This window comes from Pseudofrankia coriaricola (assembly GCF_032027725.1).
Lineage (GTDB): Bacteria > Actinomycetota > Actinomycetes > Frankiales > Frankiaceae > Pseudofrankia.
This window is the reverse complement of the sequence record NZ_JASNFO010000069.1, coordinates 17264-43757: the sequence shown is the minus strand read 5'-3', so window position 1 is coordinate 43757 and position 26494 is coordinate 17264. Positions and strand designations below refer to the sequence as shown.

The 26494-nt window shown below is 71.0% G+C and carries 22 protein-coding genes; 9 read left to right on the top strand and 13 right to left on the bottom strand.

What is annotated here, in order from left to right; translation table 11 throughout:
* Positions 1–1108: 1108 nt before the first annotated feature.
* Positions 1109–1702 carry a COG4315 family predicted lipoprotein gene (locus tag QOZ89_RS31350; protein ID WP_083418274.1) on the top strand — a complete coding sequence of 198 codons (594 nt, stop codon included), beginning with the start codon at positions 1109–1111 and terminating at the stop codon, positions 1700–1702.
* Between the two features lie 234 nt (positions 1703–1936).
* Here QOZ89_RS31350 and QOZ89_RS31345 read toward each other — a convergent pair whose 3' ends face one another.
* From QOZ89_RS31345 to QOZ89_RS31295, 11 genes are all read right to left on the bottom strand, one after another.
* Positions 1937–2602: a zf-HC2 domain-containing protein gene (locus tag QOZ89_RS31345; protein WP_071047465.1), complete on the bottom strand. Its 666-nt coding sequence runs from the start codon at positions 2600–2602 to the stop codon at positions 1937–1939.
* Entirely contained in the window at positions 2599–3102 is a 504-nt protein-coding gene (locus QOZ89_RS31340; protein ID WP_198543128.1) for a sigma-70 family RNA polymerase sigma factor, read from the bottom strand. Before QOZ89_RS31340 ends, QOZ89_RS31345 begins: the two co-directional genes overlap by 4 nt.
* 492 nt (positions 3103–3594) lie before the next feature.
* Positions 3595–4659, bottom strand: a complete 1065-nt coding sequence (locus QOZ89_RS31335; RefSeq protein WP_241841565.1) for an alpha/beta hydrolase — start codon at positions 4657–4659, stop codon at positions 3595–3597.
* Between the two features lie 236 nt (positions 4660–4895).
* Entirely contained in the window at positions 4896–6710 is a 1815-nt protein-coding gene (locus QOZ89_RS31330; RefSeq protein ID WP_071047464.1) for a flavin-containing monooxygenase, read from the bottom strand.
* Positions 6711–6739: 29 nt separating this feature from the next.
* Complete coding sequence (locus QOZ89_RS31325) at positions 6740–8416, bottom strand: FAD-dependent oxidoreductase (RefSeq protein WP_312627256.1); 1677 nt, start codon at positions 8414–8416, stop codon at positions 6740–6742.
* Between the two features lie 164 nt (positions 8417–8580).
* Positions 8581–9519 (bottom strand): 3-carboxyethylcatechol 2,3-dioxygenase, encoded by a 939-nt coding sequence (locus QOZ89_RS31320; RefSeq protein ID WP_071047462.1) that lies wholly within the window; start codon positions 9517–9519, stop codon positions 8581–8583.
* Positions 9476–10033 carry a MarR family winged helix-turn-helix transcriptional regulator gene (locus QOZ89_RS31315; protein WP_312627253.1) on the bottom strand — a complete coding sequence of 186 codons (558 nt, stop codon included), beginning with the start codon at positions 10031–10033 and terminating at the stop codon, positions 9476–9478. Before QOZ89_RS31315 ends, QOZ89_RS31320 begins: the two co-directional genes overlap by 44 nt.
* Before the next feature lie 26 nt (positions 10034–10059).
* Positions 10060–11310 (bottom strand): amidohydrolase family protein, encoded by a 1251-nt coding sequence (locus QOZ89_RS31310; protein ID WP_071047460.1) that lies wholly within the window; start codon positions 11308–11310, stop codon positions 10060–10062.
* 173 nt (positions 11311–11483) lie between these two features.
* A complete protein-coding gene (locus QOZ89_RS31305; protein ID WP_071047459.1) occupies positions 11484–12452 on the bottom strand; it encodes a quinone oxidoreductase family protein in 969 nt (322 codons plus the stop codon).
* Positions 12452–12811: an EthD domain-containing protein gene (locus QOZ89_RS31300; RefSeq protein ID WP_312627250.1), complete on the bottom strand. Its 360-nt coding sequence runs from the start codon at positions 12809–12811 to the stop codon at positions 12452–12454. The genes QOZ89_RS31305 and QOZ89_RS31300 overlap by 1 nt, the downstream gene beginning before the upstream one ends.
* Positions 12812–12848: 37 nt before the next feature.
* Positions 12849–14006 carry an acyl-CoA dehydrogenase family protein gene (locus tag QOZ89_RS31295; RefSeq protein ID WP_071047457.1) on the bottom strand — a complete coding sequence of 386 codons (1158 nt, stop codon included), beginning with the start codon at positions 14004–14006 and terminating at the stop codon, positions 12849–12851.
* A gap of 173 nt (positions 14007–14179) precedes the next feature.
* Here QOZ89_RS31295 and QOZ89_RS31290 point away from each other — a divergent pair, with 173 nt between their 5' ends.
* The 6 genes from QOZ89_RS31290 (at position 14180) to QOZ89_RS31265 (ending at position 20219) form a co-directional block, all read left to right on the top strand.
* Positions 14180–16150 carry an alpha-ketoacid dehydrogenase subunit alpha/beta gene (locus QOZ89_RS31290; protein WP_071047456.1) on the top strand — a complete coding sequence of 657 codons (1971 nt, stop codon included), beginning with the start codon at positions 14180–14182 and terminating at the stop codon, positions 16148–16150.
* A gap of 108 nt (positions 16151–16258) precedes the next feature.
* Positions 16259–17542, top strand: coding sequence for a cytochrome P450 (locus QOZ89_RS31285; protein ID WP_071047455.1), 1284 nt, complete (start codon positions 16259–16261; stop codon positions 17540–17542).
* Positions 17543–17603: 61 nt separating this feature from the next.
* Complete coding sequence (locus tag QOZ89_RS31280) at positions 17604–17798, top strand: ferredoxin (RefSeq protein ID WP_116271445.1); 195 nt, start codon at positions 17604–17606, stop codon at positions 17796–17798.
* A complete protein-coding gene (locus QOZ89_RS31275; protein WP_071047453.1) occupies positions 17791–18624 on the top strand; it encodes an enoyl-CoA hydratase-related protein in 834 nt (277 codons plus the stop codon). The genes QOZ89_RS31280 and QOZ89_RS31275 overlap by 8 nt, the downstream gene beginning before the upstream one ends.
* The gene (locus QOZ89_RS31270; RefSeq protein WP_083418272.1) at positions 18621–19400 is read left to right on the top strand and encodes an SDR family NAD(P)-dependent oxidoreductase; all 780 of its coding nucleotides are present in this window, start codon (positions 18621–18623) and stop codon (positions 19398–19400) included. Before QOZ89_RS31275 ends, QOZ89_RS31270 begins: the two co-directional genes overlap by 4 nt.
* Positions 19401–19415: 15 nt before the next feature.
* Entirely contained in the window at positions 19416–20219 is an 804-nt protein-coding gene (locus tag QOZ89_RS31265) for an SDR family NAD(P)-dependent oxidoreductase (RefSeq protein ID WP_083418271.1), read from the top strand.
* Between the two features lie 82 nt (positions 20220–20301).
* On the opposite strand, the gene QOZ89_RS31260 is transcribed toward QOZ89_RS31265, so the two are convergent.
* Positions 20302–21006 carry a TetR/AcrR family transcriptional regulator gene (locus QOZ89_RS31260; protein ID WP_071047452.1) on the bottom strand — a complete coding sequence of 235 codons (705 nt, stop codon included), beginning with the start codon at positions 21004–21006 and terminating at the stop codon, positions 20302–20304.
* A 221-nt stretch (positions 21007–21227) separates the two neighbouring features.
* Between QOZ89_RS31260 and QOZ89_RS31255 the strand changes: the two genes are divergently transcribed.
* Entirely contained in the window at positions 21228–22277 is a 1050-nt protein-coding gene (locus QOZ89_RS31255; RefSeq protein ID WP_071047451.1) for a cyclase family protein, read from the top strand.
* A 626-nt stretch (positions 22278–22903) separates the two neighbouring features.
* Here QOZ89_RS31255 and QOZ89_RS31250 read toward each other — a convergent pair.
* Positions 22904–24604 carry a serine/threonine-protein kinase gene (locus QOZ89_RS31250; RefSeq protein ID WP_312627238.1) on the bottom strand — a complete coding sequence of 567 codons (1701 nt, stop codon included), beginning with the start codon at positions 24602–24604 and terminating at the stop codon, positions 22904–22906.
* 91 nt (positions 24605–24695) lie between these two features.
* Here QOZ89_RS31250 and QOZ89_RS31245 point away from each other — a divergent pair, with 91 nt between their 5' ends.
* Positions 24696–26492 (top strand): serine/threonine protein kinase, encoded by a 1797-nt coding sequence (locus tag QOZ89_RS31245; protein ID WP_312627236.1) that lies wholly within the window; start codon positions 24696–24698, stop codon positions 26490–26492.
* Positions 26493–26494 lie beyond the last annotated feature (2 nt).

Genomic DNA, 26494 nt, shown 5'->3' with positions numbered 1-26494 from the left:
GGGCCGGGGCAGTACTGGGGTCCGTCGCCGCGGTGGAAGCAGGGGTCGTGGCAGGCGCCGTCGCCGGGGCTTCTGACGAGGTCAGGTCGGCGTCCTGGTTGCAGGAGGTCAGGGTCATGCCGACGCCGGCCAGCAGGACCAGCGACGTCACGGTCCCCGCGGTCGACAGGGCGAGCCGCCTGCGCCTGGACGGTCGCGGGCCGCCGCCGAGGCCGACGCTCGAGCCCGGATCGTGTGGCCGAGGGCCGGTGTGCTCGGCGGGAAGATGCTGCCCGGGCCCGTGTCGACCAGATAACGAGGCAAGACGCGTCGCGTCGTCCCTGTCTGGTCCTGATGCCCTCTCGAACTCGACCATTGGTCGCTGACCGTCCCACTCAAGAAGTGGGCGTCCGATAATTCCGGTACGCCGCGGAGATGACACTTATAGCACTCGGCTGTAACACCTGGCGCAGCGGGCGGAGTACCCCGACCTCGCCTTCGCTGGCGTCGGGAAGGCCGTCGGTGCTTGGCTTTCCGGCGGGCTATCTAACCCGGGTGCTTGCCAGGGAGATACCGGCCCGCCGAACGATCCGCCGTCGGAGCGTGAAGTGCCGCGGGCGGTCGTCAGGTCGCTGAACACCAACAGGTAGGTGCTGGACAGCGCTGACGGCGGCGATGCGACAGCGAGCTTTGGCTTTAGCTGTCGGCAGGGGTGAAGGCGGTGGCGAGGGCGGTGTAGACGTCGCGCAGGAGCTGGGCGGTGCGCGCCGTCACGTCGGGACGCCCGTCGCCGTGGGACTGACCCGAAAAATACGTGAGGGGACAGCGGTGCTCGGTTCAGGCGGCTTCGAAGAGGGGATCGAAGCGGACGGTGTAGCCGAGGGCGTTGGCCTGCTGGGTGAGGCGGCGCAGGGCGCGTTCGGGGTCGCCTACCCGCTTCACGGCTGCGCTGAAGCGACATCGCCGACGACTGGCTCCACTGGGTGACCGGTGGCGTCCGGCGGCGCACTGTCGCTCTCCCGACTCGTTGAACCGATTTCGTCCCGGCGCCGTGCCTTGGGGTGACCGCGGAACCGGTGGACGCGACGAGGCCTGGCCGCCGGGGCGAGCGGCCGACGAGGAGACGATCATGAAAGAGTCAAGGATGCGTCGGCTGCCGGTCCCGGTGACGCTGACCCTGCCGGTAGCCGCTACGGCGTTGCTGCTCGCGGCGTGCGGCGGCGGGAAGTCGTCAACGTCGACCAGCCCGGCGACCGCGGTGGCGAACCCGTCCACGGCGGGGAGCGCATCGGCGCCGGCAACCGGATCGGTGGCGGGTGGCACGATGGTCGCCACGGGGTCCGGTCCGACGGGCACCTTCCTGACCGACGGCAGCGGCAAGACCCTCTACCTGTTCATGGCCGACAAGGCCGGCGCGTCGACCTGCACGGGTGCGTGTGCCAGGGCCTGGCCTCCCCTCACGACGACGGCCGCGCCGACCGCGTCCGGGGCCGCGATCGCCAGCGACCTTGGCACGACCATGCGCTCGGACGGCACGACGCAGGTGACCTACCACGGCCACCCGTTGTACTACTACGAGGACGACAAGAGCGCCGGGCAGACGGAGGGCCAGGGCAGTACCGAGTTCGGCGCCAAGTGGTGGCTGGTCGCGCCGTCCGGCTCGGCGATCACCACCGGCGGGTCGGGCAGCACCGGCGCGGGCGCCGGCGGCGGTGGGTACTGATTCGACGTGGCTGCCCCGCCGCCGCGCACCCCCCGGGGGGGCCGGGGCTCACTCGCCGATCGGCCGCGCGGGCGGCCGATCGGCGAGTGAGCGCTCACCGGAGTCGCGGCCGTGTCCTTCGGTAGCCCCCTCGCCCTGCACGCGCTGACGCTGCCTACGCACTCTGGTGGTCGTGGACGCGTCCTTTCCACGACCGCCAGCGGTGCGACGGGGGAGGCCTCGGCGGATGCGGCTCTAGACAGCCAGGGTGAGGATCGCCGTCCCGTCCGGCTTGGTGATGTTCACACTCGAGATCTGCTCGGGCGTCAGGGCTGTGCCGCCGGTGAGGGAGACCTTCCGCCCGGGATCGAGCCGCCAGCTGCCCGCGTCGTACGCGTCGCCGTCGGCGTCGTACGCGACCAGCTTGTACTCGTAGCCCGGGGCAACGGAGACGTCGGGCCGATACCAGCAGGTCAGGTCAATCTCGGTGCCCCACTGGGTGGCCCGCAACGCGACGGTGGCGCTGATCGGGCTCGCGACCAGCGCGGTCATGGCCCGTGGCGCCGGCGTCGCCTGGCCGTTCGGCGGCACGGCGGTGACGACGACGGCGGTCAGGCTCGCCGCCGCGACCAAGCCCAGGCCGGCGGTGAGCCAGCGCCGACGGGTCCGTTCCCTGCCGGCGACGCGCAGCAGCCCGGGCAGCAGGGTGTCGGGAACCGGTTCGACCGAGGCGCCTGCCGGCTCGGCGAAGGCGCTTTCGTCGAGGCCGGCCAGCAACGGCGGAACCCCGACGATCTCGGCCACATCGGCCTGGCACCGCGGGCAGGTCGCGAGATGGGCCTCGAAGCCGGCCCGCTCCGCCCGATCGAGCCCCCCGAGCACGTAGGCGGCGTCGAGGTGAGCGTACGGATCGGCGCTCATGCGACACCTCCCAGTTCGTCGATGGCCAGCCGCAGCGCCCGCAGCGCGAAATGGGTGCGCGACTTCACCGTGCCCGGCGCGATCCCCAGGGCCTGCGCCGCCTGGCCGACCGAGCTGCCGCGGAAGTAACACTCCCTCAGCACGTCCCGATGCTCCTTGGACAGTCGGCGCAGCGCGGCCGCCACCAGTTGGCGGTCGACGACGTGCTCGGCGGGGTCGTTGACCGGCTGCTCGGGAACGCGGTCGGTCACGGTCTCGTGGCGGCTGCGGGCTGCGCGCCACTCGTCGATGGTGATGCGTCTGGCCACGGTGAACAGCCACGGCCGCGGCGAGCCGCGAGCAGGGTCGAGCACCCGCGGGTTGCGCCAGGCGCGCAGCAGGGTCTCCTGCACGATGTCCTGAGCCCGGGTCCGGTCGCCGCCGGTCAGCCCCAGGACGTAGGTCCACAGCGCGCCAGCGTGCTGGTCGTGCAACGCGCGCAGCAGGTTCTCGTCGCTCACGCCCTCCTCCGGACCCGACCGCCCGCCGTCCCGCGCGAGCGCGCGACTCACCAGCCGGCCCCGTCCTGAAGAACCCTGCCGCCCATTCCCCTTCACACGTAAGCCAGGGGCATTCGGTTCAACGGCGCGTCCGACTCGACCAGGGGCCGCGGCGCGGCCGGCGCCGGTACCTCGACCGGCAGCCTAGAGGGCCAAAGGGCGTGCGAAAATGATCTTCCTTCGCACGCCCGGCGGCCGTTGTCCCCAGGATCACTAAGCGGCGGGCGTGAGGGCGGTGGCGAGGTACGAGATCCGAGGATCAGTCTCGATCGCCCACGCCCGCACGCCCGGCGGACCTCGGTGGCGGGTGCTCTGGCACTGGCGGCCTCGCCGCGCGCGGGCCCGACTGCGGAGGCGACGTCCGACCTGGCCTGCGTCGTGCGCGAGACGTAGGAGCGTGCAGGGCATCGCCGCGAACGTCTCCGCGCGGCGCAACTCCCGACGAGCGCGCGACTACCCGGCAGGGGTGAAGGCGGTGGCGAGGGCGGTGTAGACGTCGCGGAGGAGCTGGGCGGTGCGAGGCGTCTTCGGGACAGCGCCGAAGCCGCCGTGGATGACGCCTGGGTAGACGTGTAGCTCGGTCGGGACGCCGGCGCGGGACAGGCGGGCGGCGTAGTCGAGGTTCTCGTCGATGAAGGCGTCGACGTCGCCGACGCAGAGGTAGGCGGGCGCGAGGCCGGTGAGGTCGGTCGCGCGGGCCGGCGCGGCGGTCGGCGGGACGTCGTCGCCCGCGAGGCCGCCCAGGTAGGCCTCCCAGCTGAGCCGGTTGGCGCGCAGGTGCCAGAGGCCCCAGTGGCCCGGGTCCTGGATCGCGCGGATCGACGGGGTGAGCTCGCGGTCGTCGAGCATGGGGTAGATGAGCATTTGCAGCGTCGGCTGGGCGCGGCCGGTCTCGCGTAGCCGGAGGCAGAGGGCGGCGGCGAGGCCCGCGCCGGCGCTCGCGCCGCCGAGGACGAGGCGTTCCGGGTCGACGCCGTATGCCGCCGGGTCCTCGACGAGGCGGCGCCAGACCGTGTCGGCGTCGTCGAGGCCGGCAGGGTACGGGTGTTCCGGGGCCAGCCGCCAGTCGACGGAGACGACCGCGCAGCCGAGCTCGATCACCATGCGGTCGAGGCGGTCGTCGTTCTCGTCCAGGTTGCCCATGATGTAGGCGCCGCCGTGCAGCCAGACCAGGCACGGCAGCGGCGCGGCCGGGTCGCCGTCGGCTGGGTGCGGGTCGGCGTCGGATCCGGCCGGGCGGTACCAGCGCACCGTGACGTCGGGACGGCCGTCGACGCCGGGGATCTTCTCGTCGAGACGGGTGACCTGTGGTTTCGGCGGCGCCGGGGGAGCGGCGATCGCCCCGTAGGAGGCGCGGATCGTCTCGACGGAGGTCAGGTCCCAGCGGGCCAGCCGGTCGAGGACCGCCACCGTCCCGGGCTCCACGCGCGCGGTCACCTTGATGGCGGGACCCGGCGGACCTACCGGGGCGTCGTCCTCGGGCACCGTGGCCTCGGGCACTGCGTCGTCCTGGGGCACTGCGTCGTCCTGGGGCACTGCGTCCTCCCGTCGGTGGGTGATCGCGACTTACGTGTCGTCGCGGTCGCGGTCGCGTTCGGGGCTGGAACGCGACCCAGACCTCCCAGATCGCTTACCTCCCCGATCGGCTCCGCCGATCGAGCAGGGACCCTGTCGCCGATCTGGCAGGAACCCCGGACGACACGTGCCTGGTGATCACCGCGGCTTCCGCGGCGCGGGGCCTGACGTTTCGGCCGTCAGGACGCGGTCGACCCGTCAGGCCCGGGTCGGCTCTCCGGGTCGACCGGCTCGATGCCCTCCTCGATGGCCTTGATGAGCAGGGCCATGAAGCGGGTGTAGAAGCGGGCCATGCGGATGAAGCCGGTGCCGAACCAGAGGCCGGGCTGGGCGGAGCGGCGCCAGGTGTTCGCGTACTCGCCGTCGGCGGCGCGGCCGTAGGCCTTGTCGATCTTCTCGGCGGCCGCGCCGAGCACGGGCTGGAGGTGGCCCCAGAACTGGTGGTAGCCGGTCGCGAAGACGATGAGCTCGACGTCGTCCATGGTCGTGCCGTCGGTGAAGGTGACGGTCTTGCCGTTGATCTCGGCGAGTTCGACGCCCTGCTTGAGTTTCACCCGGCCGTCGGCGATCAGTTCCGAGGCGCCGATGTCGATCTGGTAGGCGTCGCGGCCGGACATGTGCGCGCCGATGATGCCGGTGCCGTCCGGTCCCCACTCGAGCTTGAAGCCCTGGGCCTCGAGCCGGTCGAGCAGCGGGCGGTCCGCGGCGGCGGCTTCCTTCACGAGTCGTTTGTTCAGCTCGTCCACCCGCACGTTGGGCAGCGAGTAGGTCATCTGGTCGGCGAAGTCCGGGGTGTAGGGCATGTCCTCGGTGAACAGCGTCGACCAGTAGCGGTGGTAGGACTCGTAGGTGACGACGTAGGTCGCGCCGCGCTGCACCATGGTGACGTCGGCGTCGTGCTCGTAGAGGTCGTGGGCGAGCTCGTGGCCGCTCACCGCGGCGCCGACCACCAGGACCTTCTTGCCGGGGAAGTCGGCGCCGTTCTGGAACTCGTCGGAGTGCGTCCAGATGCCCTGGTAGGTCTCCAGCCCCTTGATCTGGGGAACCCTCGGTGCGCCGAACATCCCGCCCGCGACCACGAAGTGCCGCGGGCGCAGCTCCTGGATCGACCCGTCGCCGCGCCGCACGTGGATGGACCAGCGCTGCGTCTCGTCGTCGTACCGGCCGCGCAGGAAGGTGGTGGAGGTCCAGACGTTGACGTCCATCAGCGTCGCGTAGGACTCGATGAAGTCCGCGAACTTGTCCTTCGGGGTGTGCGCGGGCCAGTTCGGCGGCAGCGGCATGTACGGCAGGTGGTCGCCGTAGACGGTGCTGTGCAGCGCGAGCGAGGCGTAGCGCCGGCGCCACTGGTCGCCGATGCGCGCGTCCTTGTCGATGACGAGCGTCGGGACGTCGAGGGCGCCGAGCCGGGCCGCGATCGCCAGGCCGTTGTGGCCCGCGCCGAGAACCAGCACCGCCGGGTCCTCGTCGGCGAAGGAGGTCTCCTTGGCCCGGTCACTCGACCAGCGGGTGCGGCCCTCGACGATGCCGTAGACCTTCCCCTCCCGGCGGTGGTGGCGGATCTGCTCCGGGTGCTCGGCCAGGCTGATGACCTGCGTCTGCAGCGTCACCGCGCGGAATCCGTCCTCGCCGGGGACGAGCAGGACGTACGCGCGGTCGACGCGGTCGGAGGTGGTGAAGTCGAAGAAGGCGTTGATGCCCGCCTCGGTGGCGACGGGCGCCTGCTCTTTGTTGGGCGCGAAGTCGGCGGCGCGCCATTCCTTGGCGAGCTCCAGGAACCGCGGCACGGTCTCGTCCCGCCCGACGGTGTGGTGGAAGTCCCAGGGGAAGGCCATGAAGTCGCGCCAGGTCGCGTCCTCGGTGAACAGGTTCGCCAGCGCGGACTCGGAACCGTCGTGGACGGCCGCCGCCAGGTCGGAGACCCATCCGGCGAAGATCTGCGCGGCCTCCTGCGCCGTGACCTCCCCGAAGGTGCGGTCAACCGTCTGCGTCATCGTCTCTCCTACCTCAGCCATTGCCGATCTCAGCCATTGCCGACGGAGTCGGTCGCGCCACTTGGGACAACGGCGCGGTCGCGCACGGCGGCGCGGCCGGCGTTTCGGCCCCACACCCCGGCGACCGCGAGGGTCGCGCCGGCGCCGCCGTAGACCATGCCGGTGGGGCTTGCCATGACGTTGCCGGCGGCGTAAAGCCCGCCGATCACGTCGCCGTCGACGTCCAGCACGCGCCCCTCGCCGTCGGTGCGCGGGCCGCCCTTCGTGCCGAGCAGCGACGACTCGACGCGGACGCCGTAGAAGGGCGCGGTCTCGACCGGCCCCAGCGTCGAATGGGGCGAGTCGGGGTCCAGCGTCGTCCTGCCGCCGGGAAACCGGTCGAACGCACTCTCGCCGCGGCCGAAGTCGGGATCGACGCCGGCGCGGGCGTGCTCGTTGAACGCCGCGACGGCCGCCTCGACCTGTTCGGCCGGAAGGCCGAGCTTTCCCGCCAGCTCGCCGAGGCTGTCCGCGCGGGTCACCCACTCCGGCACCGTGGCGCCGGGGCCGCCGCCCAGGACGCCGAAGCGGTCGACGGTCGACTGGTCGAAGATCAGGTAGCTGGGCAGGTTCGGGTACTCGAAGCGGGACGCGTCCAGCTCGTGGAACGCGCCGCCGAAGGCGTTGTAGTTGGCGGCCTCGTTCGCGAACCGACGGCCGTACCCGTTCACCATCACCGACCCGGGCAGCGCCCGCTCCCGCGAGGCCAGCAGCCCGTTCGCGCCGCCGTCGCGGCGCACGCCCGGGAAGCTCACCGCCGGGGCCCACCAGGCCTCGCGCATGTTGCCGAGCTGGGCACCGAGGCGCATCGCCATCCGCAGCCCGTCGCCGGTGTTCGTCGGTGCCCCGATCGCCCGGGTGAGCGGCCCGCGCAGGAAGTCGCGGACGAGCTCCGGGTCGTACTCGAAGCCGCCGGTGGCGAGCACGACCGCGCCGGCCGACACCGCTCGGACACCCGTGGAACTCTGGATCTCGACGCCGGTGACGGCTCCGTCCGTCGTCAGCAGTCGCAGCCCTCGGGAGTCGGTGAACACCTCGACGCCGCGGCGTAGACAGGCTCCCAACAGGCCGGCGACGAGGCCGCGGCCGAGGCCTTCGGCGCCCGTCTGGTCGCGTCTGGCGAGCTCCGCCGGTGGGAGCACGCCGGTGCCGCCGCCCAGCGGCGTCTCCCGGATGAGCAGCCGGCTCGGGGTGCCGGCGATGCGGTCGGCCCACTCGCCGAGCTCGGCCAGGCTGACGAGGCTGACCTCGATCGACCGCCCGCCGCCGGGCAGGCCGCCCGGCCGCTCGGGGTGGTAGTCGGGGTAGCCCTCGACGAGCTGAAAACGTAACTCGGTGTGCTGGTGGATGAAGTCGACGTACTCGGGACCGCCGTCGACGAGCGCCTCGGCGAGCTCGGGCAGGATCATCCCGTTGGACAGGCTGGCCAGGTACTCGAGGCCACGCGCACGCGAGTCGTCGACGCCCAGCTCGCGGGCGGGCTGGTTGCCGGGGATCCAGACCGTCCCGCCGGACAGCGCGGTCGTGCCGCCGACCAGCTCGGCCTTCTCGAAGACGGCGACCCGCGCAGCTCCCTCGACCGCCGCGGCGAGCGCGGCGGTCAGCCCCGCCGCACCCGAGCCGAGAACCACGACGTCGTATCTCACGACGTCAGATCTGTTGTGCATCGCACGCCCCTACCGCCGCGGACCGCGTCCACAAATCTCGCGCACGAGATCTCCCATAGGAGATCATGTGCAGATAATGCACAATCCCGTTCTAATAGTGCAGCAGACGGAGATTACCTTTGGTGGTCGGACCGAGGCAAGACCTCGTCGGCTCGGGCGGCAGCTCAGCCGGTGGGCAGCGCGGTGGTCACGGCGAAGCCGGCGATGTACTCGGGGATCGCGCGGTAGTAGCGGTAGCCGACCTCGTACGGCCCCGCCGCCGCCAGCGCCGCGTAGGCGGCGATCCAGGTGCGGATCTCGTGCGCGCCACCGCCGTGGGCGCCGATCTCGTCGTTGCTCCAGCCGTCGAGCTCGGCGAGCTTGCCCGCCCCGAGCAGGTCGAGGAACGCCTCGTCCCACTCCGGGGTCAGCGGTAGCCGGTCGCTCGTCCCGGCGGCCAGCCGCTCACCCTCGGTGACGGCGCCGGTGTGCTTCCGCTCCGCCTCCTCGGCCGTGAGCGGCCGGCCGGAGACGAGCCGTTCGGCCACCGGCGCGGGAGCGGTGTCGAGCGCCGGCACCGGCGGATCATGCGAGATGCCACCCGAGCCGACGAAGAGCACCCGCTCGTCGCGGGCCGCGAAGAACTGCCCGATCGCCGTGCCCAGCGCCCGGGACCGCGACAACGGCCCGAGTGGCGGCGCCGCCGCGTTGATGAAGACCGGGATGACCGGCCGCGCGTCCAGGGAGCCGAACAGCTCACGCAGCGGCTGCGCGGTGGAATGGTCGACCTCCATCTGATGCGAGACCGGCAGGTCGACGCCCGCGTCGAGGACGGCGCCGGCGAGCTCGCGCGCGAGCGCGCTCGGCACCGCCAGGTCCCCGGCGAGGCTGGAGTAGTCGCCGATCGCCCGGGCCGCGACGCCCAGGCAGAACGGCGGCATCTGGCGGTAGAAGAAGCCGTTGAAGTGGTCCGGGACGAAGATGACGACGACGTCGGGGTCAACGGCGGCGACGAAGTCGCGGGCCGTGTCGAGCGCCCCCGTGACGTCCGCCTCCAGCTCCGGGCGCTGCGTGGTGATGTCAAGCAGGGGACTGTGCGACATGCAGCAGAGCGCCAGCGGCATCGGTTCCTCCGTCCTCCTGGGCGTCTCCCCAGGCGTGGCGCATCTTCGCGAAGACCGAGACCAGCGCCCGCGTCTCCTCGGTGGTAAGCCCGAGCTGGGAGAACAGCTCGGAGTTCAGCCGCCGGATGGCGGTGCGGGTGCGGGCCCGGCCGGTGCGGGTGGTCTGGGCGAGGGTGACCCGACGGTCCGTGGGGTGCGCCCGCCGCTCCAGGTAGCCCTGCTTCTCCAACTTGTTGACGAGGTTCGTGATGCTCGCCTGGTGCAGCTGCAGTGCCTTCGCCAGGTATGACAGCGGCACCGCGTCCTCGTTGAAGTACAGGACGACGAGCACCTCATAGCGCGCGAACGACAGCTCGACGGGAGCGAGGATCTCGTCGGCGCGCGCCATGAGGAGCTGGTGTACCCGCAGCAGTGAGGTAACCGCGATCATGCCGTCGGCGGTGTCGTCCCAGCCCTTGTCGACCCACAGGTCGTACGCGGCCTGGATCGGATCGCGGTTCCACTGCTTGGGCACGTCGGTTCGGCTCGTCTCGTCTCGGCTCAGACTGTCGCGGGCTGCTTGAAGCCCATCACCTCGGCGATCGTGCCGCCGACGATCGCCTTGCGCTCCGCGTCCGGGACGCCGGCGAACTGCTGGGCGAGCAGCTCCTTGCTGCCCCGGAACGTACCCTCCGCGTGCGGGTAGTCGTTGCCCCAGATGATCGAGCTCACGCCGGTGATGTGCCGGGCGGCGACCGCGGCCAGGTCGTCGGAGAACGAGACGTGGAACTGGCGCTGCACGTACTCGCTCGGCATGAGCGGGTAGGGCCACTTCTCGTTGAGCAGGAAGATCCGCGCCATCGTGTCCTGGCCCTCGAGGGTCGGCGGGGCCTCGTCGTTCCACGAGCCGATCCACCAGTCGGTGTCCTGGCCGATGCCGGTCGTCCACGCCTTGTCCATGGCGCCGACGAGCGAGGACAGCCAGTGCGCGTTGAACTCGATCAGGTTGAAGTGCAGCTCGGGGTACCGCTCGGCCACGCCGGCGCCGATCAGGTCGCAGATCACTTTCTGCGGCGTGAGCGTCGACAGGACCGACTGGGTGTAGAGCCGCTCGGCGGCGGACTTCGCGGTCACCGGCTGGTTCACCTGCCGGGCGTTCTCCTTGACGACCCGCATCGTCGAGGACGACGGGTTCTTCATCTTCACGCCACCGGTCTGGGTGTGGAAGAAGATCTGCGCGCCGGCGGCGCGGGCCGCGTCCCAGACCCGGTCGAGCGCCGGGTCCCAGTAGGTCGTCGGCGGGATGCCGGGCAGCAACAGGGCCTTGAAGCCGGCGCCCGTCACCCGCTCGATCTCGGCGACGGCGTCGTCGATGTCCGTGAGCGGGATCGGGCAGGTCGGGGCGATGCGGTCCCGGTACGGCAGGAAGCGCTCGATGAGATAGCCGTTGTAGACCCGGGCGTGCTCGATCGACAGCTCGTGGTCGTCGGAGTACAGCCCGAAGATCGAAAGGTTCGGGTGCATCACGCAGGCGTCGACGCCGTCGGCTTCCAGGTCCTCGACGATCGTCTCCGGGGCGCCGTCGGGCGTGCGGCCCGTGGTCTGCCGGTAGCGGGAGACCGTCCAGCCCTCGAAGCCGGGCGTGTGCAGCTTGCGGAAGACCTTCGCTCCGCCCTCGACGAGCGGCTCCTCGAGCTCGATGTCCTCCTCCCAGACCGCGCGGTCGCGCAGGTGGACGGGCATGCGGGTCTTGAAGAGGTCGATCGGCTCGAGGATGTGCCCATCGGCGGAGACAACGAAGTCCTTGGACATGCCACACCATCCGTTCGGGGTCGGCTGTACCGACCGGTCCATCAAGGTCTAGCCCGTCCGGATAGTTGGAGTCAATACCGTTTGAAGGCAAAGTATCTGTGGGGCACCCGCCTCCGCCGCGGCGGACGGCCCGGTCCGGCCGGCGCGGACCCGTCGCCGTTATCCGGGAGCAGCTACTCGGGGCGGGCGACGACCTTGCCGAAGACGTCGCCGTCCACCATGGCCCGGAAGCCGGCCCGCGTTTCGGCGAGCGGGATGACCTCGTGGATCGGCGGTCGCAGACCGTGGTCCGCGACCATCTTCACGACCTGTTCGAGGTCGTCGCGGGATCCCATCGTCGTGCCCACGATCCGCAGGTTGGCCAGATACAGCCGCTCGATGTCCAGGGGCGGGTTCGTTCCGGACGTCATGCCGGCGACGACGATCGTGCCGCCCGGACGCACGGCCTTCATCGAATGCGCCCAGGTCGCCGCCCCCACGGTCTCGATGACCGCGTCGACCCGCTCCGGGAGCCGCGCCCCCGGCTCGAACGCCGCGGCCGCGCCGAGCGCGACGGCGCGCGAGCGCTTCGCCTCGGACCGCCCCGTGACCCAGACGCGTACGCCGGCGGCGCGGCCCAGCAAGATCACCGCGGTCGCCACGCCGCCGCCGGCCCCCTGCATGAGGACCGTCGTGCCCGCGGTGGCGCCTGCCTGGACGAACAGCATCCGGTAGGCCGTCAGCCAGGCCGTGGGCAGGCAGGCCGCCTCCTCGAACGACAGCTCGGCCGGCTTGGCCACCAGGTTGCGGGACGGCACGGCGATGCGCTCGGCCAGGCCGCCGTCGTGGAAGTCCGACAGCATCGAGATCCTCGGGTCGAGCACCTCGTCGCCCGTCCAGGCGGGGTCGCCCACCAGTGCGTGCACCAGAACCTCGTTGCCGGCCTCGTCGACGCCGGCCACGTCCGAGCCGAGCACGCGCGGGAATGGCGCGTTCCTGGGCCCGTGCCCGCGCAGCGACAGGATGTCGTGGTAGTTCAGCGACGCGGCCCTGACCTCGACGAGGGTCCAGCCCTCGGGAACGGCCGGCTCCGGGTGGTCACCGACGCGCAATCCCGACAGCGGGTCGGCCTGGTCGGCCGCGGTGATCGTCGCGGCCAGCATCAGCGGCCGACCCCGAGGTTGGACTCCTCGGTGACGAGCACGTACCGCCTGCTCTTGTCCATGAAGTTCTCCTCGTCGTCGCGCAGCACCCCGCCCTCGTCGCCGAGGTACCAGCGGTTCCAGGTCGCGAGCCCGGCGCGGTCGCGGAACCCGATCTCGGTCACGCAGTCGTATGCCGTCTCGGTGGTGCCGCGGCCGAGCGCGACCGTGTGGTTCTGCACGTAGTGGATGATCGCGTCCGCCACCTCGGCCGGGATCACGCGCTGGAAGAGCGGCGCGTGCCGGTGCTCGTAGTACTCCCGGAACTCGCCGAGTGTCAGGTCCGGCCGGCGCTTGATCAGCGCGACGATCTTGATCATCGTGCGGGCCGGACCGTCATGGCGTACGTCTCGGCCGTCACGGCGTGCGTTTCGTGAGGTGCCGCGCGATGACGTTGCGCTGGATCTCGCTGGTGCCCTCGCCGATCTCCAGGACCTTCGCGTCCGCATAGAACCGGGAGATCGCGGACTCGCGCACGTAGCCGTAGCCGCCGTGGATCTGCACGCTCGCGCTGGCCGCGCGGTTGGCGACCTCGGAGGTGTAGAGCTTGGCCATCGCTGCCTCCTTGGCGAACGGCCGGCCCCGGTCGCCGAGCCACGCGGCGCGGTACACCAGCGCGCGAGCGGCCTCGACCTCGGTGGCCATGTCGGCGAGCTTGTGGCCGATCGCCTGGAACCGGGAGAGCTTGCTGCCGAACTGCTCCCGCTCGTTCGCGTGCCGCAGCGCCAGGTCGAGGGCGGCCTGCGCGAGGGAGAGCCCGAGCGCCGCCACGCTGATGCGTCCGGCGTCGAGGACCTCCAGGAACTGACGCAGGCCGTTTCCCTCCTCGCCGATCAGGTGGTCGTCGGGGATCCAGCAGTCGGTGAAGATGAGCTCGCGGGTGTCCATCGCGTGCCAGCCCAGCTTGCGCAGCGCGTTTCCCTTGGAGTACCCCGGGGTGCCGTCCGGGATGAAGAACGTGCCGAAGCGCTTCCTGCCGTCGGCCGACGTGCCGGTCGTCGCCAGGATCGTGACGCCGAGGCTGATCGGCGTGCCGGCGTTGGTGATGAACATCTTGGTGCCGTTGATCCGCCAGCCGTTCCCGTCGCGGACGGCGCTCGTGCGCACGGACGCGGCGTCCGAGCCGGCGGTCGGCTCGGTGAGACCGAACGCGCCCAGGTGCGTGCCGGTGGCCAGCGGGACGAGCCAGCGCTTCTTCTGTTCGTCCGTGCCGAAGGCGGCGAGCGGCAGCGAGGCGATCGTCGAGTGGGCGTTCCACGCGGCGGCGACCGACTGGTCCGCGGCGCCGATGGCCTCCATCACGGCGACGTAGGAGACATAGCCGGCGTCCGCGCCGCCGTACTCCTCGTCGATGAGCATGCCCATGATCCCCAGCTCGGCGAACCTGGGGAAGATCTCGGCCGGGAAGTACTCACGCTCGCTCCAGTCGGCGGCGTGCGGCTCGATCTCCTTGGCAGCGAACTCGCGACACACGCGCTGGAGGGCGAGCGTCTCCTCGGGGAGATCGAAGTCCATGACCGCTTCCCGTCGACGAAGGGTTGCATTTTTGGAACGAGCGGTACAAGAATGTCGCGTTGTCGCCCGATGTCAAGCGGTCGGCGGCGCCACCGGAGGCCTGGGCTCGGGCCAGGTCGCCCGAGGCTGGGCACGAGCCGGTGGCGCACGGGCCGGAAGGAAGGCAGCAGGCGTTGACGTCCACCGACGTGGAAGAGATCGGCACCGATCCGGCGACGCTGGGTGAGCTCTACCGGCGGATGCGCCTGATCCGGCGCTTCGAGGAACGGGCGTCGGTGCTGTACCGCGACAGCCAGATCCCCGGTTTCCTGCACCTGTCCATCGGCCAGGAGGCGACCGCGGTAGGGGCCTGCTGGCCGCTCGACGACCGGGACGTGATCACGTCCACGCACCGCGGCCACGGGCACTGCATCGCCAAGGGCCTCGACGTCACCGAGATGTTCGCCGAGCTGATGGGGCGCGAGACGGGAACGAACCGCGGCCGCGGCGGCTCGATGCACATCGCCGACCCGCGCAAGGGCATCTTCGGCGCGAACGGCATTGTCGCGGCGGGGCTGCCGATCGCCGCCGGCGCCGCCACCGCCGCGCGCCTGCGGGGGACCGGCGGCGTCGTCGTCGCCTTCTTCGGGGACGGCGCGGTGGGGCAGGGCATGTTCCACGAGGCCGTCAACCTGGCCGCCGTCTGGGACCTGCCGGTGATCTTCTTCTGCGAGAACAACCACTACGCCGAGTTCTCGCCCGAGTCCGACCAGCACCGCGCGTCGCTGGCCGACCGGGCCCGCGGCTACGGCATCGGCTACGCGCACGTCGACGGCAACGACGTCCTCGCGGTGGCGCAGGCGGCGTCGCGGCTGGTCCGCGACCTTCGGACCGGCGCCGGGCCGGTGCTCCTGGAGGCCGAGACCTACCGCTGGCACGGCCACTACGAGGGCGACCCCGAGCGATACCGGGACACGGCCGAGGTCGACACCGCCAAGACCGGCGATCCCCTGCTCGTGCTCGCGCGCCGGATGGAACCGGAGCAGGTCGCGACGATCGACCGGGACATCGACGAGCAGATCGAGAAGGCGGTGGCGACGGCGTCCGCCGCGCCCGAGCCCGACCCGGAGACGCTGTATCACTACGTCACCAGCCCGCGCGAGGCCGTCGCCGAGCCGCCCGAGCCGGCCGGCGAGATCTTCCGGACGATGGACGCGGTGCACGAGGCGCTGGACCACGAGCTCGGGCACGACCCGGACGTGTTCGTCGCCGGCATCGACGTCGGCGCCGGCGGCAACGTCTTCGGCCTCACCCGGGGACTGGCGGCGAAGTACCCCGGCCGCGTGCGCGACACGCCGATCTCGGAGAGCGCGGTCATCGGCACGGCCGTCGGTGCAGCGATGGCGGGCCTGCGGCCGGTGGTCGAGGTCATGTACCTCGACTTCATCGGCGTCTGCCTAGATCAGATCATGAACCAGGCAGCCAAGATGCGCTTCATGAGCGGCGGCGCGGTGAGCATGCCGCTGGTCATCCGCACCCAGTTCGGGGCGGGGCGCTCGTCGGGCAGCCAGCACTCGCAGAGCCTGGAGGCACTGCTCGCGCACATCCCGGGGCTCACGGTCGTCATGCCGTCCACCCCGGCGGACACCTACGGCCTGCTGCGCAGCGCCATCCGGGACCCGAACCCCGTGGTCTTCATCGAGAACCGGCTGCTCTACGGGCGCAAGGGGCCGCGCCCGGCGCCCGACGCGCTGATACCGCTCGGCAAGGCGGCGGTCCGCCGGCAGGGCACGGACGTCACGCTCGTGTCCTACTCGAAGATGGTGCACAACTGCCTCACCGCCGCCGAGCAGCTGGCCGGCGAGGGGATCAGCGTCGAGGTCATCGACCTGCGCACGATCGCGCCGCTGGACTACGAGACGGTCCTCGGGTCGCTGGCGAAGACCAACCGGCTCGTCATCGCGCACGAGGCGGTGACGCCGTTCGGCGTGGGCGCGGAGCTGGCCGCGGCGGCGGTGCGCGAGGGCTTCTGGACGCTGGACGCCCCGGTGATCCGGGTGGGCGCCCAGCCGACCCCGGCGCCGTACGCGCCGTCGCTCGAACGCGCCTGGCTGCCGGACGTCGAGCGGATCGCCGCCGCGGTGCGCGAGTCGGCCAGCGCGTAACCCGCGCGCCAGCGCACCACGCACCCAAACCCGAGCGCATCGAGACCCCAACGCACCCGAACGCCAAGCGCGACCGTACGCCGAGCGCGACCGAACCGGAGCAGCCAGATGACGGACCTGACGGACCTCAGCACGGTGAACTTCTTCCGCGACCAGGAGGTCGCGGTCGACCCCTGGGCGTACTTCAACTTCCTCCTGGCCGACCGTCCGATCTGGATCGAGCCGAAGTACGGCGTCGCGATGGTCTCCGGCTGGGAAGAGGCGCTCACGGTCTTCCGTGACCCCGACACCTTCTCCTCGTGCAACCTCATCGCGGGGCCGAGGCCGGCCTTCCCCGTCGAGATCAAGGGGCAGGGCGACGACATCAGCGAGCTGATCGAGGCGCACCGCGACGTGCTGCCGCAGAGCGACCAGCTCGTCACCTTCGACCCGCCGAAGCACACCGCGCACCGTTCTCTGCTGATGGGGCTGATCACGCCCAAGCGGCTCAAGGAGAACGAGGAGTTCATGTGGCGGCTGACCGACCGCCAGCTCGACGCGATCCTCGCGAAGGGCACGTGCGAGTTCATCAACGACTTCGCGCAGCCCTACACGCTGCTGGTCATCGCGGACCTCCTCGGGGTTCCCGAGGAGGACCACCCGATGCTGCTGCAGTCGACCGGGATCGGGGTCCTGCCCGGCGACGTCGACGGTAAGGACCTCGGCCACCACACCTTGGACCCGCTCTACGACTACTTCATCGAGCGCATCGAGCAGCGGCGTGCCAACCCCCAGGGCGACGTCCTCACCGGCATGGCGGAGGCGACCTTCCCCGACGGCAGCACCCCGGATTTGATCGACGTCGCCCGGATCGGCGCCAACATGTTCGCCGCCGGGCAGGAGACCACGGTGCGTCTTCTCGGCGCGTGCCTGCAGATTCTCGGGGACAACCCGGAACTGCAGCAGCAGCTGCGAGATGACCGGACGCTCATCCCGCGCTTCATCGAGGAGGCGCTACGGCTGCAGGGGCCGATCAAGAGCGCGTTCCGCCTGGTGCGCCGATCGACCAGCGTCGGTGGCGTCGACCTGCCCGCGGGCACCGTCGTCCTGCTGATGAACACCGCGTCCGGGCGGGACCCGCGCCAGTTCGAGAACCCGGACGCGCTGTGGCTCGAGCGCCCCAACTCGCGCCGGCACCTGGCGTTCGGGCACGGGGTGCACACCTGCCCCGGCGCGCCGCTGGCCCGGTCCGAGGTGCGCATCGTCCTCGAGCGGCTCTTCGACCGCACGTCCGCGATCACGATCTCCGAGGAGTTCCACGGGCCGGCCGGCGCGCGGCGCTACGCGTACATGCCCACCTACCTGTTCCACGGCCTGATGAAGCTGCATGTGGAGCTGACTCCCGTTGCCTGACATCAGCCATGCCGAGCGCCAGCGTGCGCATGGAGGAACCCGTGTGATGGGAGGAGTCGGAGTGCCTCGTGAGATCCGGATCGACCGTGACCTGTGCATGGGCTCCGGGCAGTGCACGATCTACGCGTCGGGCACCTTCGACCAGGACGACGAGGCGATCGCGGTTGTCGCCGATCCCGACGGCAACACGGAGGCGGAGCTCATGAGCGCCGTCAGTGGCTGCCCGACGCAGGCCATCTCGGTCGTCGATGTCTGACGCCACGTCGGGCGCCGTGTCCGACGCCGTGACCCAGACCGGGTCCGACGTCGTCCGCTACGAGGCGTCCGGCCACGTCGCGGTGATCACGCTGAACCGGCCCGCGGCGCGCAACGCCGTCAACCACGAGGTCGCCCTCGGACTGGAATCGGCGATCGACGCCCTGGAGAACGACCCGGACGTCTGGGTGGGCGTGCTGTGCGCCAACTCCGCCGGGCAGGCGCGCCCGGTGTTCTGCGCCGGCGCGGACCTCAAGGCGATCGAGGCCGGGCAGCTCGACTCGCTCATGACGGCCCGGGGCGGGTTCGCGGGTTTCGTGTTCCGCGAGCGCACCAAACCGATGGTCGTAGCCGTGGACGGCCTGGCCACCGCCGGGGGGCTGGAAATCGTCCTGGCCGCCGACCTGGTCGTGGCCAGCACTCGCGCGGCCTTCGGGCTCGCCGAGGTGAAGCGCAACCTCATCGCCTCCTCCGGCGGCCTGTTCCGGCTGCCGCGGGCGGTCGGCCGGGCGGTCGCCCTGGACGCGATCCTCACCGGCGAGCCGATCGACGCCGCGCGCGCGTTCGCGCTCGGCCTGGTCAGCCGGCTCGTCGAACCCGGTGAGGCGTTCGCCCAGGCGCTGCGGCTGGCCGAACAGGTCGCTGCGGCCGCCCCGCTGGCGGTGCGGGCCAGCCGCCGGATCGTGCGCGCCGCCGCGACCACCGACGACGACACGCTGCGGGCGATGTCCGACCAGGAGTTCAGGCAGCTGCTCGACTCCGATGACGCGAAGGAAGGGTTGGCGGCGTTCATCGAGAAGCGCTCGCCGCGGTGGAGTGGGCGATGAGTGACCGGATCGAGATCCCGCCGACGTTTCCGACCGTCGGCGACGTCCGTGGTACACGCGTGGTGCTGACCGGTGCCGGGCGGGGCCTTGGGGAGCTGCTCGCGCACGCGTTCTCCCGGGCCGGCGCGAGCGTCGCCCTGGTCGCGCGCACCGAACGCGATCTGAAGACGGTCGCCGACACCCTGCCCGGCCCGGTCCTGCTGTTCGGCGGCGACGTGCGCGACGCCGCGTTCAACGACGCGGTGGCCGACGGCACGGTGGAGGCGTGGGGCGGGGTCGACGCCTGGATCTGCAATGCCGGCATCTCCCCGGTCGTCGCCGGTCCGTTGAAGACCGATCCGGACGTCTGGCGTGACGTCATCGACGTCAATCTCACGGGGGCGTTCCTGGGCGCCCGTGCCGCCGCGCGGGTGATGACCGCGGGTGGACGCCTGATCTTCACCGGGTCCGTGCTGGGGGAGCGGCCGGCGCGCGGCCTGGCGGCCTACAGCGCGTCCAAGGCCGGCCTGGTGGCGATGGCGAAGGCGCTGGCGTTGGACCTCGCCTCGGCGGGGATCACCGTGAACGTGGTCGCTCCGGGCTGGTTCGACTCACCGCTCGCCGCCGGCTGGAAGAGCAACGACCGCCTCGAGCGGTCCATCCTCGACCACACGGCGCAGCAGCGCTGGGGCCGGCCCGGCGACCTCGCCGGGGCCTACCTGTTCCTGGCCTCCGACGCCGCCGACTTCGTCACCGGAGCCGTCCTCACCGTCGATGGCGGCTACCTACTCAAGTAAAAGGTAAGAGGTCAGATGTCCGATCAGCACGGCGTCATCGAGCAGGTCACCGAACAGGTTGTCTCTCGGCAGGGCGCCGCCGGGCGGCGGGTGGTGGTGCTTCTCGGCGCGGGCGGCACCCTCGGTTCAGCCCTGGCGCGCACGTTCGCGGCCGAGCCCGGCACCGACCTCGTCCTGGCCGATGTCAGCGAGGCGGCGCTGGCAGCGACGGTGGAGGGCATCGAGGGTGGCGACGCGAAGCCGGAGACCGCCGTCGCCGACGTCAGCGACCTGGCCCAGGTCGAGGCCGTCGTGCGCCTGGCGGTGGAGCGTTTCGGCCGGCTCGACGTCCTCATCAGCAACGCCGGCGTGCTCGCGCAGAACGGGCGCATCCACAACCTGACGACCGCGGACTGGGACCGGTCGTTCCGGGTCAACGTGCTGGGCGCCGTCAACGCCATCCATGCCGCCGTGGGCCCGATGCGCAAGCAGGGCAGCGGGTCGATCATCCTGACGGCCTCCGTGGCGGGAATGACCGCGTGGTCGCACTCGGCGCCGTACTGTGTCACCAAGGCCGGCGTTATCCACCTCGCCAAGGTCGCCGCCGTCGAGTACGCCCGCGACGGCATCCGGGTGAACGCTGTCTGCCCCGGCACCTTCCTCTCGGGAATGCACACGGAGCTCCCGCAGAACGCGATCGACGCGATCGCGGCGAAGCACCCGCTCGGCCTCGGCGCGGCCGACGACCTGGTCGGCGCCTACTCCTACCTGGCCAGCGATGCCTCGCGGTGGACGACGGGGTCGGCGATCGTCGTCGACGGCGGCTACGCCGCGCCGTAGCCGCCTCCATGCCGTAGCCGCCCCGGGCAGGCGGCGTCCTCGGTGCGCGCCGGGTGTGCGCGTCCGCCGAGACGCCCCTCGGCTACGCCGCGCCCTGGCGCCGCTTCTTCGCGCCGGTCCGCGCCGGGGGGACCGGCGGCGCGCTGGCCGTGCCCGGCGACGGCATGGCGACGGCACCGGTGGACGGCGCGGCCGAGATGCCGCGGACGAAGATGTCGGCGTACTGCGCCGCGAGGTCGGGCACGCCGACACGTCCGCCGGGGCGCAGCCACAGGTACGTGTAGTTGTGCATCCCCAGCCACGCCTTCGCCGCCATCGGCGGGTCGATGTCGCGGAAGTCGCCGGAGCGTTGGCCCGCCTCGAAGATGTCCTCGACGCGGATCTCGTAGTCCCGGCGCCGCCGCCGGAACGTCTCGGCGTTCTCGCCGGTGAGCGCCGGGAACTCGTGCAGGAAGACCCAGACGTGGTCGGGGTAGCGGTGGATGACGTCGAGGAGTTCGGTGCCGAGCTGCGCGAGCTGCTCGGGCGGGGTGCCCTCGGAGTTCGCCACCCGGTCGGCGCCGACCATCACCTCGTCCATCACCCGGTCGTGAATCGCGACGAGCAGCTGCTCCTTGGAGCCGATGTAGTAGTAGAGCGCGCCCTTGCCGACCTGGTTGGCCTCGCAGAGCTCGGCCGTGCTGGTGCCGTGGAATCCCCGCTGGGCGAAGACGTGCGCGGACGTGTCGATGATCGCCTGGCGGCGCAGCTCCCACTTGGCGCTACGCCGAACATTGACCTCCGTCATGGCCTTCGCCGTCGCTCCGTTCAGCTGTGTCGTTGGTGGCCAGGTGCGGGCCTGCGTCGTCCGAGGCCAGGTGCGGGCCTGTGCCGTTCGAGGTCGAGTCCGGTGTCGCCGCGTGCGTCTCCCCGCCGGTCAGGATACGCGGCCGTCAATTGTTGACCGATCGGTACAAGGCTGACTAGGTTCCCTGAGGCGGTGGCCGTCCCCGGTCTGAGGAGGGAACAGTGGCAAAACGCTGGAAGCAGCGTCCGCAGGACTCGACCTGGGGCGACTGGGGTGATGATGACGAGCTCGGCCGCATCAACCTGATCACGCCGGAGAAGGTGCTGGAGGGCGTCCGCGAGATCTCCGCCGGTCGGTCCTTCTCGCTGAGCCTCCCGCTCGACCTGCCTGGCGGCAGCTCGCTCAACCAGCGCCGCTACCCGCCGATCCTGCGGCCCACCGAGGACCTGAAGTACAAGCCCGACGTTTTCTACAACGTCGTCGCCCGCGACCAGCTCCACCACTCGTTCACCGACCTCTGGTCCGACGACCTGGTGACGCTCTGGCTGCAGTACTCCACGCAGTGGGACGCGCTGGTGCACCAGGGCGCGCTCTTCGACGCGGACGGCGACGGGGTCGAGGAGCCGGTGTACTACAACGGTTTCCGGCCCGGCGAGGACGTGATAGGGCCGCGGGAGGATGCCAAGGGCGACGGCAGCGGCAGCCTCAGCTTCGCCCGGCACCTCGGCCTCGAGCACATGGCCGCGCACGGCGTGCAGGGCCGCGCCGTCCTGATCGACCTCGCCCACCACCTCGGGAACACCGAGGAGTGGACCGCGGTCGGCTGGAAGACGCTGCGCGACATCATCGACGCCGACCAGGTGGAGATCCGCCCCGGCGACATGGTGCTTCTCCACACCGGGTTCGCCACCAAGATCCTGGAGTGGAACGGCAACCCCGACGCGTCGCGTATCCAGGCGATGTACCCCTACCTCGACGCGCAGGACGACGGGATCCTGCAGTGGATCCTCGACTCCGGGCTGTCGGCGCTCATCGCGGACAACTACGCCGTCGAAGGCTGGGCGCCCGCGAGCCCCGAGCCGCACACGCTGCTGCCGATCCACCACCTGTGCCTGTTCAAGCTCGGAGTCCCGCTCGGCGAGCTCTGGTACCTGCACGACCTGGCCACCTGGCTCCGCGAGAACAACCGCACCAGCTTCCTGCTCACCGCCCCGCCGCTGCGCCTCCCCGGCACCGCCGGCGGCCCGCTCACCCCAGTAGCCACCGTCTAGCCACCGTCCCGCTGACGTTCGCCCCTCGCTCCCGACCTCTTGATCACCGCCGACGTGTTGCCAGCGTCGTGATTCCGGCGGATTCGCGACGTCGGCAACACGTATGCGGCGATCTCTTGGGACGAGCGGTGGGCGCGGTGCTGGTGAGACGGGAGCGGTGCGTTCAGGCCGGGCCCCTTCAAGCCGATCTTCATGTCTGTCGATCTTTGCGGGTGTGGTGAAGGCCGGGATGCGCACCCGTCCGGCGATCGTCGACGTCTTCCGGGGGTGTGCCATCCGTTGATCGCGGACCGGGTACTGGGATCCGAACCGGCGAGGGCTCGGAGTTCGGATGCGGGTACCCAACTGGCGATCTTCGAGCTGCCGACCGGGCCAGCCTCGAACCCCTCCGCGGTCTCCCGGCGCTCCGGGCGGTAGTGCCGGGCGCCGAGAACGAGCGTGTCCAGCACGTCGAACGCCGTGACACGGGCGATGGACTGCCGGACGCCTTCGTCCAGATCGGTGATTGCCTCGACAGCCCATTCCGGCCTGATTCCGGCCTCGTGCTGAATGGCACGCCACTGCCGTTGGTGCGTGTGAGATTCTCCCCAACGAAGAAGAATGACCATAATACGGCGGTCGTCCTACTAGGGCGACGTCGGGGCGAATACCTGGGCTATCCTTGTCGCGATGGATTCGAAATCATCCACGGCGAATAACTCCTCCGACGCCACAATCTGCACGTCGATCCGGCCGGCCGAGGTGAGTACCTCGACGACGCTGCCGTCACGCCGGGCCGGTGCCCCACTCACCGGGTACAGGTTGGGGTCGCCGGTGAGCCTGTCGTCCTCCGCGTACCGCGCGATCAATACTCCTGGAAGTACCTTGGTCGCGCCGAACGGGTCATTGGGTTGCGGCCGGACACTGAATGTGACCCGGTAGCCGCAGCCGCCGTCAATCTGCGGCTCCGCGTCGGGCGACACATCCCAGCTCTCCAGGTATCCGGCGCCGGCGCTCCCGGCCTGCCCCAGGTCCGTCGCCGTCACGAGTCCACAGAGCGACGGCGGTGTATCACGCTTGTCCCATCCAAAGCCAAAATAGACTAATGCCGCTACCAGTGCGAGGAAGCCGCCCGTCGCCGCCACGAATACCAGCCACACAAGCAGGTTCCGTGCGGCGCCCAAGAAATAGGGCAGGTCACTGAGCGCGGGAAGCAGGGGAAGAGTGAACGACCTGCGGAGGGGCGGCGGCGGCTCGGGAACGGATGCGAGCCGCCGGGTGATCTCGGCGGTGACCGGCGCGGGCAGCCAGGTGGTGCCGTCCGCGCCCTCGCCTTCATCCTCGCCTTCATCGGCGGCGGCGGCGCCGGTCGGCTCGGAGCCTTCCTCTGCCCCGCGCCCGGACTCGTTCGCGGAAAGACTGCCGGTGGCTGACAGCGCCTCGAGCAACTGTTCCGGTGTGGGCCGACTGGCGGGGGCGCGGTTCAGGCAGGTGGCGATGAGAGCGGTGAGAGCCGGGTCGGTCAGCCGGTTCAGGCGGGGTTCCTCGTGGATCACCCGATAGAGCAGTACGGCGGCCGATCCTCGTCCAAACGGGCTCTCGCCGGTCGCCGCATAGATGAGCACCGCACCCAATGCGAAAACGTCCGCCGCGGGGCCGACCGGCGGATTCCCCACGCTCACCTGCTCGGGAGCCATGAAGCCCGGCGAGCCGATCGTCGCTCCTTTCCGGGTGAGAACCGTGGACTCAGAAGGGTGGGCGATGCCGAAGTCGATGACCCGCGGCCCGTCCACGCCGAGCATGATGTTTGTCGGCTTCAGATCTCGGTGAATGACTCCGGCCGCATGGATGGCGGCGAGTGCCTCGGCGAGCGCGGCTCCGAGGCTCCGCACCGCCGGTCCGGGCAGCGAACCGTGCGTGGTGACGGCTTCGTGCAGGGAGACACCTGGGATGAACTCCGTGGCCAGCCACGGGACCGGGCCGTCCGGGTCGGCGTCGACGAGCGCGGCGGTGAACGCGCCGCTGACCGCCCGGGCCGCGGCGACCTCGCGGCGGAAACGGGAGCGGAACTCGCGGTTGCCGGCGAGGTGTGGGTGAATCACCTTGAGGGCGACCGCGAGGCCACCGGCCGAGTACGCGAGGTAGACCCGTCCCATTCCGCCGGCGCCGATGCGCCCGGCAAGCCGGTACCTGCCGATGCGCGGTGGATCGACGGGCAGCAGCGGCTGCACATGCCCTCCCCGGATGCCGCCGGCCTCGGCGGGAAGGTTCGCGGCCTTGGTCGGCGCGTAACCGGCTGGCGGAAACCTCCGCCAGCCGGCCGAGACCGATGTCGCCGAGTCTGCCACAGTCGTCCTCCGCCAAGAGGCGGGTTACGGATCAGTCTTCACCTCGGACCACTATGATCAGTTGCAGGGTCACGCGCTGGACGGGAGAGCCGTGGAACTACTCCTCCCCGAGGATCCGACACAGGTGGGCCCCTACCGATTGGAAGCCCGCCTGGGCTCGGGCGCCATGGGGCAGGTGTATCTGGGTCGCTCGCCCGGCGGACGCCTGGCGGCGGTCAAGATGGTGCACGAAGAGTTTGCGAATGATTCCGAGTTTCGGTCCCGATTCGCGCGGGAGGTGTCCGCGGCTCGCGCCGTAAGCGGCGCGTTCACGGCGCCGGTGATCGACGCCGACCCGGATGCGCCGATTCCATGGCTGGCAACCGCCTTCCTCGTCGGGATCCCGCTCTCGGTGGCCGTGGCCAAGCGGGGACCACTGCCATCGTCATCCGTGCGGGTACTCGCCGGGGGCCTCGCCGAGGCGCTTGGTGCCATCCACGCCGCCGGAGTCGTCCACCGCGACTTCAAACCGTCCAACATCATGCTTGCGATCAACGGGCTGAGGGTCATCGACTTCGGCATAGCCCACGCCGTCGACGAGAGCAGGCTCACCCAGTCCGGTGTGGCCATCGGCTCCCCCGGCTATCTCGCACCGGAGCAGGCACTGGGCACACGCGTCACCTTCGCGGCGGACGTCTTCTCCCTGGGCGCGGTGTTGACCTACGCCGCGACCGGCGCCAACCCGTTCGGTCGCGGGGCGAGCCACGAACTGCTGTACCGCATCGTCCACTCGCCGCCGGCCCTGGACGGAATCGCCGACGCGGACATTCGTAGGCTGGCCGCCGCGTGTCTCCACAAGGATCCCACTCGCCGGCCGACACCAGCCGAGGTACTCGACTGGCTGGATCCGGGTGACGGACTCCTGACGCCGGAGTCGGGGTCGTCGGCCGACGGGACGCAGGCCGACGCCTCCGATGACATCGAATGGCTGCCGGCGGCAGTCGTCGACGACATCGAGCGGGCGGCCGTGCGGATGCCGGCCGCCGACCTGGCGGCTGCCCTCGCCTCAGAGGTCCTGGACTCCGCCGGCCCAGGGCCTGAGGCGCCCACGTCCGAGGGCTGGTGGCGGTCGTTGGGCACCCCGGAGGCGAGGAGCCACCGGACCGGAGACACGACGGCCCGGAAACCGCGCTCCCGGGCCGTCGTCATCATGATCATTCTGGCTGTGGTCGCCGTGGTCACGGCCGTGGCCGCAACCTGGCTCGCCGTCGTCAGGTCCGCGCCGGAGGGCGGCGAGCCGACGACAGCACTCCCAGGGGTCGCGACGCCGACCAGTCGGCCAACATCGAGCCCGCCGGCCGCGCCACGCACTCCGGTGCCTACTCCCACCGCCACGTCGTCTCGCCCCGAACCGGCGGCGCTCCCGCTCGGCACCGACGCCATTGGCGTCTACTCCGAGGTCAGCCCGTCCGCCGCCGGGCCGGTGGGAACCACCCTCGTTCTCACCGTCCGTGACGTGCGAACATCCCCGACGCTCCGGCTCGCGAACGGTGCTGTCTCCCCCGCGCGCAAGGGCATGTGGATCGTCGCGTCGGTTCGCGTCCAGGCCACGCAGTGCACCCGGAGCTCCTTCTCGCTGCTGGCGTTCTCAGCTGGCCCGCCGACCGGCCGGATCCTAGGCCTGATGTCGATCGGCGGTATGGAGAACCCGTTCGTCGTGCCGGCTGGTTTTCCGTCGATGTTCTTCCCGTTCCCGTCAACGGCGTCATCCGCCAGCGATCCGAACCAGAACTGCGCGACCGCGACGGCGGGTGCCGACGGAGTCGTCCTGTTCGACGTGGCTCCCGGCACGAACTCCATCAGTGCCGTGGGACCGAGTAATGCCCAGGACTTCTACTGGCAGTGGTAATC

Excerpts from the sequence above, each read along its gene's own strand:
- QOZ89_RS31350 (WP_083418274.1), top strand. The coding sequence starts at position 1,109 with ATGAAAGAGTCAAGGATGCGTCGGCTGCCGGTCCCGGTGACGCTGACC.
- QOZ89_RS31345 (WP_071047465.1), bottom strand. The coding sequence starts at position 2,602 with ATGAGCGCCGATCCGTACGCTCACCTCGACGCCGCCTACGTGCTCGGG.
- QOZ89_RS31330 (WP_071047464.1), bottom strand. The coding sequence starts at position 6,710 with ATGACGCAGACGGTTGACCGCACCTTCGGGGAGGTCACGGCGCAGGAG.
- QOZ89_RS31325 (WP_312627256.1), bottom strand. The coding sequence starts at position 8,416 with ATGCACAACAGATCTGACGTCGTGAGATACGACGTCGTGGTTCTCGGC.
- QOZ89_RS31320 (WP_071047462.1), bottom strand. The coding sequence starts at position 9,519 with ATGCCGCTGGCGCTCTGCTGCATGTCGCACAGTCCCCTGCTTGACATC.
- QOZ89_RS31310 (WP_071047460.1), bottom strand. The coding sequence starts at position 11,310 with ATGTCCAAGGACTTCGTTGTCTCCGCCGATGGGCACATCCTCGAGCCG.
- QOZ89_RS31305 (WP_071047459.1), bottom strand. The coding sequence starts at position 12,452 with ATGCTGGCCGCGACGATCACCGCGGCCGACCAGGCCGACCCGCTGTCG.
- QOZ89_RS31300 (WP_312627250.1), bottom strand. The coding sequence starts at position 12,811 with ATGATCAAGATCGTCGCGCTGATCAAGCGCCGGCCGGACCTGACACTC.
- QOZ89_RS31295 (WP_071047457.1), bottom strand. The coding sequence starts at position 14,006 with ATGGACTTCGATCTCCCCGAGGAGACGCTCGCCCTCCAGCGCGTGTGT.
- QOZ89_RS31285 (WP_071047455.1), top strand. The coding sequence starts at position 16,259 with ATGACGGACCTGACGGACCTCAGCACGGTGAACTTCTTCCGCGACCAG.
- QOZ89_RS31275 (WP_071047453.1), top strand. The coding sequence starts at position 17,791 with ATGTCTGACGCCACGTCGGGCGCCGTGTCCGACGCCGTGACCCAGACC.
- QOZ89_RS31270 (WP_083418272.1), top strand. The coding sequence starts at position 18,621 with ATGAGTGACCGGATCGAGATCCCGCCGACGTTTCCGACCGTCGGCGAC.
- QOZ89_RS31265 (WP_083418271.1), top strand. The coding sequence starts at position 19,416 with ATGTCCGATCAGCACGGCGTCATCGAGCAGGTCACCGAACAGGTTGTC.
- QOZ89_RS31260 (WP_071047452.1), bottom strand. The coding sequence starts at position 21,006 with ATGACGGAGGTCAATGTTCGGCGTAGCGCCAAGTGGGAGCTGCGCCGC.